At 44.6% G+C, this 10,835-nt stretch carries 13 protein-coding genes; 3 read left to right on the top strand and 10 right to left on the bottom strand.

Annotation, left to right across the window (positions count from 1 at the left end):
• The 8 genes from QZ106_RS04230 to nudE form a co-directional block, all read right to left on the bottom strand.
• On the bottom strand, nt 1-416 hold a 416-nt coding region (locus QZ106_RS04230), incomplete at its 3' end, for a hypothetical protein (protein WP_295974659.1).
• 46 nt (nt 417-462) lie between these two features.
• Nucleotides 463-855: a GNAT family N-acetyltransferase gene (locus tag QZ106_RS04225; protein WP_295974657.1), complete on the bottom strand. Its 393-nt coding sequence runs from the start codon at nt 853-855 to the stop codon at nt 463-465.
• Nucleotides 856-889: 34 nt separating this feature from the next.
• Nucleotides 890-1,588 carry a 6-phosphogluconolactonase gene (gene pgl, locus QZ106_RS04220; RefSeq protein WP_295974654.1) on the bottom strand — a complete coding sequence of 233 codons (699 nt, stop codon included), beginning with the start codon at nt 1,586-1,588 and terminating at the stop codon, nt 890-892.
• Nucleotides 1,589-1,682: 94 nt separating this feature from the next.
• Nucleotides 1,683-3,167: a glucose-6-phosphate dehydrogenase gene (zwf, locus tag QZ106_RS04215; RefSeq protein WP_295974652.1), complete on the bottom strand. Its 1,485-nt coding sequence runs from the start codon at nt 3,165-3,167 to the stop codon at nt 1,683-1,685.
• A 70-nt stretch (nt 3,168-3,237) separates the two neighbouring features.
• Complete coding sequence (gene cysQ, locus QZ106_RS04210; RefSeq protein ID WP_295974650.1) at nt 3,238-4,056, bottom strand: 3'(2'),5'-bisphosphate nucleotidase CysQ; 819 nt, start codon at nt 4,054-4,056, stop codon at nt 3,238-3,240.
• A 26-nt stretch (nt 4,057-4,082) separates the two neighbouring features.
• Nucleotides 4,083-4,511 (bottom strand): hypothetical protein, encoded by a 429-nt coding sequence (locus QZ106_RS04205; RefSeq protein ID WP_295974648.1) that lies wholly within the window; start codon nt 4,509-4,511, stop codon nt 4,083-4,085.
• A gap of 63 nt (nt 4,512-4,574) precedes the next feature.
• Nucleotides 4,575-6,581, bottom strand: coding sequence for an OPT family oligopeptide transporter (locus tag QZ106_RS04200; protein ID WP_295974645.1), 2,007 nt, complete (start codon nt 6,579-6,581; stop codon nt 4,575-4,577).
• Nucleotides 6,582-6,699: 118 nt separating this feature from the next.
• Nucleotides 6,700-7,293, bottom strand: coding sequence for an ADP compounds hydrolase NudE (nudE, locus tag QZ106_RS04195; protein WP_295974642.1), 594 nt, complete (start codon nt 7,291-7,293; stop codon nt 6,700-6,702).
• Between the two features lie 39 nt (nt 7,294-7,332).
• On the opposite strand from nudE, the gene yrfG reads away from it, so the two are divergent.
• From yrfG to hslO, 3 genes are all read left to right on the top strand, one after another.
• Nucleotides 7,333-7,992, top strand: coding sequence for a GMP/IMP nucleotidase (gene yrfG, locus QZ106_RS04190; protein ID WP_295974640.1), 660 nt, complete (start codon nt 7,333-7,335; stop codon nt 7,990-7,992).
• A gap of 12 nt (nt 7,993-8,004) precedes the next feature.
• On the top strand, nt 8,005-8,421 hold the full coding sequence (hslR, locus tag QZ106_RS04185; protein WP_295974638.1) for a ribosome-associated heat shock protein Hsp15: 417 nt from the start codon (nt 8,005-8,007) through the stop codon (nt 8,419-8,421).
• A gap of 66 nt (nt 8,422-8,487) precedes the next feature.
• Entirely contained in the window at nt 8,488-9,360 is an 873-nt protein-coding gene (gene hslO / locus QZ106_RS04180) for an Hsp33 family molecular chaperone HslO (protein WP_295974636.1), read from the top strand.
• A gap of 49 nt (nt 9,361-9,409) precedes the next feature.
• Here the strand turns inward: hslO and lysA are convergent, their stop codons facing one another.
• Entirely contained in the window at nt 9,410-10,660 is a 1,251-nt protein-coding gene (gene lysA, locus QZ106_RS04175) for a diaminopimelate decarboxylase (RefSeq protein WP_295974634.1), read from the bottom strand.
• Nucleotides 10,661-10,678: 18 nt separating this feature from the next.
• Entirely contained in the window at nt 10,679-10,798 is a 120-nt protein-coding gene (locus tag QZ106_RS04170) for a lipoprotein (protein WP_295974632.1), read from the bottom strand.
• Nucleotides 10,799-10,835: the final 37 nt, after the last annotated feature.

Genomic DNA, 10,835 nt, shown 5'->3' with positions numbered 1-10,835 from the left:
AACAGGAAAAAAAAGAGGCAAATGATCACTTTTTTTTCATACCATTCAATCACATCCATCTCAGGATAAAAGAGAGATGCATAGTTCTCAATTGCGTCACAACTCCCCCCTCTAGTTCTTGATGTTCCAAAAATAAAATTACAGTGTTGATGGTTTAGTTCGTACAAATTATGACTGACATTCCATTCATCGTCTCCAGAGGAATATAATCCGATTTTTATATTCCCATTTTGAAATACTGCGCAAAAATCAGCACTACCTTTATTACGCCTAAAGTAAACTAAATTATCAGAGAATTGCTCACATGCTTTTTTGAATAAAAGATTCAGCGTTGTTGTTTTGCCTGTATTTCTAGCACCATATAAAATAAATAAATGCTTTTCCATTTTTTCTCCTAATAAAAAATCTACTGCCAATTCATCTTCTCATTACAGAAAGTGCGGTCACTTTTCCAAGTGTTTTTTAACTCTTCGTCCATGCACTCATGTGCTGTGTAAATCCAATATGCGGATAGTAATCCACCGCTTGCGGGGCGGATAACAGCACAATTTTGGCTTGTGGATGTAACGCCTGTTTGGTGTGTTCAATTAACTGCACGCCGATACCTTGTTTTTGATATTGTTCGTCCACCGCCAAATCAGACAAATAACAACAATAGGCAAAATCCGTCACTGAACGGGCGACACCCACCAATAACTCACCATCCCAAGCCGTCACCAATAAATCGGCATGATGTAACATCGCTGCTACACGTTTTTTATCTTCTAACGGACGGCGTACGCCTAAGGTAGTTTTATTCAGCAATTCAATAAATTGTTCTACTGAAATGGGAGAGTTGGTTTTGTATTCGATCATATTGTGAAACCCGCGATGTCTGATATGCAATCTGTTATAGCAATTTTGCCGCCGCTTTATCCAAGTACCACTCCGTCACGCCATTTTTTGCTTTGATTTTTGCAGCGGGATAAGGCAAGTTTTCCGCCGGTGTGGTTTGAATTTCTTTGAGGATTTCCGCTTTGCCTTCGCCTGTCACCAAATAAGTAATGCGTTTCGCTTGTTCAATTAATTTGGCGGTTTTGGAAATGCGGAGCTGTCCGCTTTCAGGATGTTTAGCGATCACCGCAAGGTTTTCATCCGCAAAATCGGTTTGATGTGGGAACAAAGAAGCGGTATGCCCGTCTGCGCCCATGCCGAGGATAATCCAATCAAAAACGCCGTCAGGAATGACCGCACTTAATTCTTCTTCAAAGCGTTTAAGCTCTAAGTGCGGTTCATTTTCACCACGAATTCGGTGAATGTTTTCTGCCGGAATGTTGATGTGATCAAACAAGAGTTTTTGTACTTCGCCGTAATTACTTTCGGAATCAGATGGCGGCACCATGCGATCATCGCCCCACCAAAAATGAAGGTTTTTCCAGTTGATTTGATCGGCGTAAGGCGCTTGCGCCAAAGTTTTAAACAATAATTTCGGTGTAGAACCGCCGGACAAGGAAATGTGTACAGGGTGATTTGCTTGGCTATAAATCACAAATTCTTGGGCAATTTTTTCCACCGCGTGTTGAGCAGTTGGAAAGGTAATATAGTTCATTGTTTTTCCGTAGGGTGGGCTTTAGCCCACCATTTTATTATGTTAGATATTAGGAACGGTGGGCTGAAGCCCACCCTACATGAGATTAACTAAATTAAACTTTTTTCTTCATCAAACCACTCGGTTTGCGCCACACTTTGCCTTCTTTGGCAATCAGTTTATCGGCTGCTACCGGTCCCCAACTGCCGGCTTCGTAGTCATAAACGCGACCACCTTGAGCTTTGTAATCCAAAATCGGTTGCACGAATTTCCAAGCAGCGTGTACGGCATCGGTACGGGCAAATAAGGTGGCATCGCCTTTCATGGCATCAAGCAATAAACGCTCGTATGCGGTCATCACAGTCGCGCCCTCTAAATCTGCATAGCGGAAATCCATGGACACTTCTTTTGCTTCAAAGCCGGCGCCCGGTTTTTTCAAGCCGAAGCGCATGGAAATGGCTTCATCGGGCTGAATACGGATGATCAATTTATTTTCCGGTGCATTTTGGCTGAACACCGGGTGCGGTGTGGTTTTGAAGTGAATTACAATTTCGGTAACGCGCGCTGGTAAACGCTTGCCGGTACGCACATAAAACGGCACGCCTGCCCAACGCCAGTTTTCAATTTCACAACGCAATGCCATGTAGGTTTCCGTGCGGGAATCTGCCGGCACGCCTTTTTCTTCCAAATAGCCTTTCACCATTTTGCCGTTAATTTCCGCGGCAGTGTATTGACCAAGCACCAAATGATGTTCCATGTCTTCATGGGTTAATGGGCGCAAGCAGTGCAACACTTTCGCCACTTCATCACGCATGGAGTCCGCATTGATAATCGCCGGTGGCTCCATTGCCACCATCGCCAACACTTGCAACAAATGGTTTTGGAACATATCGCGCATTGCGCCGGAACCGTCATAATAACCCCCACGTTCTTCTACTCCGATAGATTCGGCACCGGTGATTTCCACATATTCAATAAAGTTACGGTTCCAAAGCGGCTCAAACCAACCATTAGAAAAACGCAACACAAGTAGGTTTTGTACGGTTTCTTTACCTAGATAATGGTCGATACGATAGATTTGGTGTTCCTCAAAGAAGCGATGAATTTGAACGTCCAACGCTTCCGCCGTTTTGCGATCATAGCCAAACGGTTTTTCTACAATCAGACGCTTCCAACCTTGTGTTTCTTTGTTTAATCCATGTTCGGCTAAACATTCCGGAATCACGCCGTATAAACTTGGCGGCGTGGATAAATAATATAAGGTGTTGCCGTTGGTTTTATAGTTTTCATGCAAGGCATCAAGGCGCGGAATCAGTTTGGCATAATCCGCTTTGTCTGAGGTGTTGACGGCTTGGTAATATAAATGACCACAAAATTTGGCTAAACACTCACTTTCCCCGCCTTCATGTTCGATCAGCGTTTGATACATTTTTTGGCGGAAAGATTCATCGTTTAATTCGGTACGCGCCACACCCAACACGGAGAAATTATCGCCCAGTCGATCAATTTTATAAAGATCATACAACGCCGGAATCAGTTTACGATAAGTTAAATCTCCGGATGCACCGAAGATAACGATACAACAATTTTCTGCTTTCATTTAGTTACCACATTAATGTTACGATTTAATAAATGCCCGTATGATAAGGAAAATCATCGGACATTTCTAATCACTCTGATAAATCGGAGTGAAAGATATTACCCCATGAAAAATCTCGCGTTACGCCCATCAAAAAGTCCGGATTGACGAAAGATTCTCGTTGATTGTAAGTCAACGGTTGATAATTTAAGTCAAAAACCACGCCGCCCATTTCCGCCAGCAAAATCTCTGCGGCAGCGGTATCCCATTCGCCGGTCCGTCCTAAGCGAATATAGCAATCACAGACCCCCTCGGCGACCAAGGTGCTTTTTAAGCCGCTGGAACCGTAAATATGGAATGCATAGTCAAAATTCGCACTTAAAATCGACCGCACTTTTTCCGCTGCAGTCGCAGAACCAACGGCAATGCGCAAAGGTCGGTCTGAAGCAATATGCCGAAACGCCAATTTACAGGGTTTTTCCTCTTGCAGTTTATACGCGCCAAATCCTTTCATGGCGTAATAGGTGTAGCCCAATATCGGCGCATGAATCACGCCCAACACCGGTTGATGATTTTTCACTAAGCTAATGAGCACGGAAAATTGATCGGTGCGATTAATAAATTGTTGCGTGCCATCAAGAGGGTCAATTAACCAATAGGACGCCCACGCCTGCCGCTCCGCAAGAGGAATATTGCAATTTTCTTCTGACAAAAGGGGAATATGCGGGGTAAGTGCGGTCAGTTTTTCCGTTAAAAATTGACTGGAAAACAAATCCGCTTCCGTCACCGGAGTATTATCCGCTTTGATCTGTACCGACACCGAATGTTGATAAAAACGCTGTAAATGCTCACCTGCCTGCTGAGCGATATGAATCACATCCTGTAATAACTGTGTGGTGAGAATAGGCATTGCATCCCCTCTTATTTTTTGTCGATTTATCTCTCTTTTGGCAACAGCAACGGGAGTGTCAACACGGAATAAAGCGCCATACCGCAACTAAATAATAAGGCGACATCTAATGCGCCACTATATAACCAAGTCCCAAAGGTCATCGATGTCTCGAATAAGGTCATGTAAATATATCCCGCAACATTGCTATAACAAAATGCAATAATCGCTGAAATCAGCACAATCGCAAACACATTATAACGGGTATAACGGTAGGCCTTCGCCCATAAGGCAATTAGAAATGCCGGAATGGTAGCGATAAAAAACGTGCTAGAAAAATAAAATACGATTAAATCGGTAACGGTAAATGTTTCATCGATATTATCGTTAAGACAAAACCCGATGATCATGCCCAAAATTTGCAGAATACACGGAAATACAATGAATGCTTTTAAGTAAGGAAATTTAGACGACATAAGAATTCCTGAGTAAAAAAATAGGCTATCAAAAGACAGCCTATTGTAGAGTAATTTTAGCGATTACGCAGATTTTTTTGCACGTAATACACGCAAGGTGAAAATGGTCACACCGGCGATAAATACGACTAAACCAAGCACTTCACCAATCGTATCCCAGTTTGCCAAATTCAAGGCCAATGGCGCCTCAGAACCGCCGGAAGTCACGGAAGCTGCAATGATAAACGCCAGCACAACCCCCATTAAGCTTTCGCCTACAATCAAGCCTGCCGCGAACAAGGTACCAAAACGCTCTGCTCGTTTGTTCACGTCTTTGTCGCCGCTACGCGCTGCATATTTGGCGATGTGGCGATTAATTAACCACGCCAAGAACGCCCCGGTAACAACCGGCATATTGATAGAAGGTGGTAAGTAGATACCAATCCCCACCGCCAATACCGGTAACGCAAAGGCTTTATTGCTTACTTTTTTCAAGAAACTGTCAATAATGATTAACACTGCCCCTAAACCTACACCGGTAAGAATATAAGTCCATTCTAATTTATTGGAAAAAATCCCTTGTGAAATGGTGGTCATCAACGTTGCTTGCGGTGCAGACAAGGCTTGTGACGGATCCATGTCAGGACGTGGTAATGCGCCGGTGAAACCGTAGGCGTGGTAAAGGATTTCCAATACCGGTGCAATCACTAATGCGCCCACGAAACAACCGATAATTAACGCCACCTGTTGACGCCAAGGCGTCGCTTCGACCAATAAACCGGTTTTTAAATCTTGCAGGTTATCGTTAGAAATGGTCGCTGTGGTTAACACAATAGACGCGGTAAACAAGGTCAGTGCAGTCAAGAATTTCTGTCCATCCGCCGTTTCAAATAAACCGGAAGCATTACCGATAGAAACCAGCACCAAAGAAATCACGATCACGGAAATAATCCCGATACCGGAAATTGGACTGGAAGATGAACCCACAAGCCCAGCCATGTAACCGGAGGCTGCCGCCACGAAGAAACCGATAAACACCGCTAAGAAGGTACAAACCACCACCAATAATAAGGCTAATTCCGGGGAAATCGGCGCAGTCGCGATAAAGTGATGTAATGAGATCACAATTAATGCCACAGTCGCAATAAGAATATAAATCATGGTTTTTGGTGAAAGGTCGATATCAATACGGTGATCCGACGCGTCTTGCGTGCCTTTCAACATACGGAAAGAATGCACCATGCCTTGCACCATCGGTTTCATCAGCATCAATAACGTCCAAATCGCCGCAATCCCGATGGTTCCCACGCCAATAAAACGGACTTTCGTTTTCCACATACTCATGGCATAGCCGGCAAGGGTCGTATCTGTCGGCAAATCACCGGACATGGTAAAGAATGGCACCGCTAAGCCCCAAGCAAAGAAAGTACCTAATAAAATGGCAATCCCGCCGACAATACCGATCAAATAACCCGCCCCTAATAAGGCTAAAGAAAAGCCCATCGGCAGTTGGAAGATGGCTTTGCCACCCGGACCGGTAAACCACGCGCTGGCACCATCTGCCATCAAGCGTAAACCGTTCGTTAAAAACGCCACAACGCTGGCAAAAATACCGCCATAAGCAATATCTTTCACGCCGCTGTCGGCATCAGAATCGTTGCCGGCTTTCAAAATTTCTGCCGCCGCAACGCCTTCCGGATAAGGTAAATCGCTATTTACCACCATGGCGCGACGCAATGGAATCGTGAACAACACGCCCAACGTACCGCCTGCCGCACAAATCAACATGGTTTGCCAAAACGGGAAGTCTTGCCAGTAGCCCATCATCAACAAGCCCGGCAACACGAAAATTACAGAAGAAAGCGTACCCGCAGAAGATGCTTGGGTTTGCACCATGTTGTTTTCCAAGATACTGGAATCTTTAAAGAATTTCAGTACCGCCATGGAAATGACTGCCGCCGGAATCGACGACGCAAACGTCATCCCCACTTTCAGACCCAAATAAACGTTAGATGCGGTAAACAACACCGTAATCAACGCCCCAAGGAACATCCCTCGGAAGGTCAACTCTTTTAAGTTTGTAGATTGCATAACATTACCTATTTTTTTAATAAAAAACGTTGCCACCTTGACAAAAAACCGGTGAATAATCAAGTTTCATTTAATATCTTTTTATTTTCATTAGAATTTATTTAAATAACCACAGCAATTATTCATAATTATTTAAATAATCCCGAAGTAAATAAAGTGCAGTCAGATTTTTCGCTTCATTGAATTCAGGGTCATACAATAATTCGTTAATGTTTGCCAACGGCACGCGTACCACTTGTAACGGTTCCGGCTCATCACCTTCCAGTTTGCTCGGATAAAAATTCTGTGCCAATAAAATGTGCATAGGATTATTCATGAAGCCAACGGATGAATTAATCGTGCGCAAATGTACCCAAGATGTTGCGCCTAAACCAATTTCTTCTTGCAACTCGCGATTGGCACTTTGTTCCGGCGTTTCACCGGCATCCATTCTGCCCTTCACAAATCCTAACTCATAGCGCTCTGTTCCCATGGCATATTCACGCACTAACAACATCTCCTCGCCATCAATCGCCACCACCATCACCGAGGCATATTTACCGGGGCGAAAACGTTCATAAGTGCGGTGCGTTCCGTTGGCGAATTTCAAATCCACCGATTGAATTTCAAATATCGTTGATTTTGCTACCGTTTTTATATTGAGAATGGTTGGTTTTTGTAACATTGTTCTCTTCTTCCCTTGTTTTACAAACCACTGAAATAGCGATACCATACCCCACTATTTTTACAAAGAAAAGGGGCCACAACAGGGATGGCGCAACAAAAATTTGACTGGCAAGCAATCGACACCGTGATTCTGGATTTAGACGGCACGCTAATCGATCTGTATTTCGATCATCGTTTCTGGAAAAAGGTGGTGCCGCAGGCGTATGCCGACAAATTCAAGCTTTCCGTGGAACAAAGCCGTGAACTGATCCATCGCCGTTATCAACAGGTGGAATTCAGTATGCAATGGTATTGCATTGATTTTTGGGCGAAAAATTTAGATTTACCGTTGCGCGAATTGTTACAACAACAGCGCGACTACATCAAAGTGCGGTCGGATGTGTATCCGTTTTTACAAGCCGCCCGCGAACGTCGCAAAAAATTAATTTTGCTCACCGACAGCCATCCGTTCAGTTTGGCAGAAAAATTAAAACACTGCGATTTAGCACCGCACTTTGATTTATTGCTCTCCAGCCATCAGTTTAATGCGCCCAAAGTGGAACAGGCTTTGTGGCAACGTTTGCAACAATTCACGCCATTCGATCCAAGCCGAACCCTTTTTATTGACGACACAGAACCGGTGTTAGATAGTGCTAAAAAATTTGGCATCGCCTACACCATCGGCGTGGAAAATCCGGACAGTACCTTGGCGGACAAATCCTTTGAGCGTCATTTCTCTGTCAAAAACTACCGCACTTTACTGTAAGGACGCAGCAACATGGCAAAACATTCTCAAATAGAAGAAAAAAAAGAAGCTGTGCGTTTGGACAAATGGCTGTGGGCAGCGCGTTTTTACAAAACCCGCACACTCGCCAAAGAAATGATTGACGGAGGCAAAGTCCATTACAACGGGCAACGTAGCAAACCGAATAAAATCGTAGAAGTGGGTGCCACCCTAAAAATACGCCAAGGCAGTGACGAAAAAGAAATCGTTGTGTTGGCGCTTTCCACCCAACGGAGAAGCGCACCGGAAGCACAGCTGCTTTACCGAGAAACGGAACAAAGCATTGCCAATCGAGAAAAACTTGCCATGGCACGCAAAATGAACGCGCTGTCCATGCCGCACCCTGATCGCCGCCCAGACAAAAAAGAACGTCGCGATTTACTTAAATTCAAACATCAAAACCAAGCATAAGCGCCACCTTGTAATCGAGAGAAACGCCCTTATATTTGGCGAACAACATTCAATTAGGAATAAAAGATGACCACTTATACTAAAGACAACGACCAACTTTATCGTTATCTATTCAAAGACCGCGCAGTGCGTGGCGAATGGGTACGCTTAAATCAAACGTTCAACGACACCTTAAACACCCATCATTACCCGCAAGCCGTGCGCAATTTATTAGGCGAAATGATGGTCGCCACCAGTTTATTGACCGCCACCTTAAAATTTAACGGCGACATCACTGTGCAAATTCAAGGCGATGGCCCTTTAAAACTGGCGTTAGTCAACGGCAACGATCAGCAGCAAATCCGTGCGCTTGCCCGTTTACAAGGCGATATTGATAACGGCATGACCCTGCACCAAATGATCGGTAAAGGCGTGTTGGTGATCACCATTGCACCGAAAGAAGGCGAACGCTATCAGGGAATCGTGCCCCTCGACAAACCCACTATCAGCGAATGTTTGGAAGACTATTTCGTCCGTTCCGAACAACTTCAAACACAACTGATTATCCGCAGTGGTGAATATGACGGCAAACCGGTCGCCGCCGGTGTGTTATTGCAAATCGTCCCGGATGGTTCAGGCTCACCGGACGATTTCGAACATTTAGCCACCTTAACCGCCACCATTAAAGACGAAGAGATTTTTGGTTTAAGCGCAGATGAATTATTGTACCGCTTATACCACGAAGAAACCGTTGAACTCTTCGCACCGCAATCGGTGACCTTCCACTGTGGCTGTTCGCAAGAACGTTCAGGCGCGGCCTTGTTGTTAATTTCAGAAGAGGAAATCGACCATATCCTCGCTGAACACCAAGGCACCATCGACATGCAATGCGAATGTTGTGGCACGCATTATTTCTTCAATAAAGAAACGATTGAGAAATTAAAAGCATCAAACCACTAACAAAAAATCCCGCAAATCAGTTTGCGGGATTTTTATGTTTCATGTTGCATTACGGCAATACGCTTTCTAATTGCCACAATTCGTTTAAAGCCTCGCGGCGGCGGATAAGATACGCTTTATCACCATCCACCATCACTTCCGCTGTTCTTGGGCGAGAGTTATAGTTGGAAGACATACTTGCGCCGTAGGCACCGGCAGATCGTTGGGCTAAATAATCCCCTTCCGCAATGGCAAGTTTGCGTTGTTTGCCGAGGAAATCGGAGGTTTCGCAAATTGGGCCGACCACATCATAGATTTTTTCTTCACGCACTAAAGTGCGGTCGATTTCTAAAATATTCATGTAGGCCTGATACAGTGCCGGGCGAATCATGTCGTTCATACCCGCATCCACAATGGCAAAATTGCGGCTTTCGTTAGATTTTAAATATTCCACTTTGGTGACTAAAATGCCCGCGTTGGCGGTAATGGCGCGCCCCGGTTCGACGATGATTTCTAGCTCACTGAATGCACTTAATTTTTCCCATAACGCTGTGGCGTATTCTGTCGGATGTGGCGGGGCTTCATCAGTGTAAGTCACGCCTAAGCCGCCGCCTAAGTCCAAGTGTTTTAAATGGATACCATCTTGTTTTAATTGTTCCATGAGCACAATTAAGCGATCTACCGCATCTAAAAAGGGTTGTAATTCCGTGAGTTGAGAGCCGATGTGGCAATCCATGCCGACAATTTTAATATTCGGTAAGGTAGCGGCTACTTTATAGACTTCACGAGCTTGTTCTACGCTCACGCCGAATTTATTTTCTTTTAACCCTGTGGAAATGTAAGGGTGCGTATGGGCGTCCACATCCGGATTTACGCGCAATGAAATCGGGGCGATTTTGCCCATTTCACCGGCGATTTGATTAATACGTAATAATTCCGCTTCCGATTCCACGTTGAAACAGCGAATATTGACTTCTAAGGCGCGGGCGATTTCTTGGCGGGATTTTGCGACGCCGGAAAAGACCACCTTGCCGGCGTCACCGCCAGCGGCAAGGACACGTTCTAATTCCCCTTGGGACACAATGTCAAAGCCCGAACCTAATTTTGCCATCACGTTTAAAATCGCAATATTCGGGTTGGATTTCACCGCAAAACACACCAAGTGCGGATGCTCGCCAAACGCGTTATTAAACGCGTGCCAATGGCGTTCAAGGGTGGCTCGGGAATAAACATACAATGGCGTGCCAAATTGTTCGGCCAATTGTTTGACCGGCAGATTTTCCGCCATGAGTTGATTGTTTTTATATTGAAAAAAATCCATAGAGTCGCCTATAAAAAGTTATTTGCTTGTTTTCTGAGCGCTGTCTTGTTCAGGAAAATATAATGGGCCTTTAACGCCGCAGCCGGTACTTAGCACACACAATGTGATGAGTAAAAATACGGAAATCAGTTTTTTCATTGGTTGTTCCTTGTGCTCAAATTAGACTGTTCTTTTT

Source organism: uncultured Aggregatibacter sp. (assembly GCF_901873365.1).
In the GTDB taxonomy this organism is placed as follows: domain Bacteria; phylum Pseudomonadota; class Gammaproteobacteria; order Enterobacterales; family Pasteurellaceae; genus Aggregatibacter.
This window is presented reverse-complemented; position numbering and strand designations above follow the sequence as displayed.